This is a genomic window from Dellaglioa sp. BT-FLS60 (genome assembly GCF_054941065.1).
The window spans coordinates 1-480 of record NZ_JBSOLI010000023.1 but is presented as its reverse complement, the minus strand read 5'-3'; the positions used below and the strand labels follow the sequence as shown (position 1 = coordinate 480).

The 480-nt window shown below is 53.3% G+C and carries 1 rRNA gene; it reads left to right on the top strand.

Annotation, left to right across the window (positions count from 1 at the left end):
- Positions 1-480, top strand: a 16S ribosomal RNA gene (locus ACVQ8P_RS00665); the annotation flags it as partial.

Genomic DNA, 480 nt, shown 5'->3' with positions numbered 1-480 from the left:
CTCTAGAGTTTGATCATGGCTCAGAACGAACGCTGGCGGCATGCCTAACACATGCAAGTCGAACGAGATCCTTCGGGGTCTAGTGGCGCACGGGTGCGTAACGCGTGGGAATCTGCCCCTTGCTTCGGAATAACAGTTAGAAATGACTGCTAATACCGGATGATGACTTCGGTCCAAAGATTTATCGGCAAGGGATGAGCCCGCGTAGGATTAGGTAGTTGGTGGGGTAAAGGCCTACCAAGCCGACGATCCTTAGCTGGTCTGAGAGGATGATCAGCCACACTGGGACTGAGACACGGCCCAGACTCCTACGGGAGGCAGCAGTGGGGAATATTGGACAATGGGCGAAAGCCTGATCCAGCAATGCCGCGTGAGTGATGAAGGCCTTAGGGTTGTAAAGCTCTTTTACCAGGGATGATAATGACAGTACCTGGAGAATAAGCTCCGGCTAACTCCGTGCCAGCAGCCGCGGTAATACTA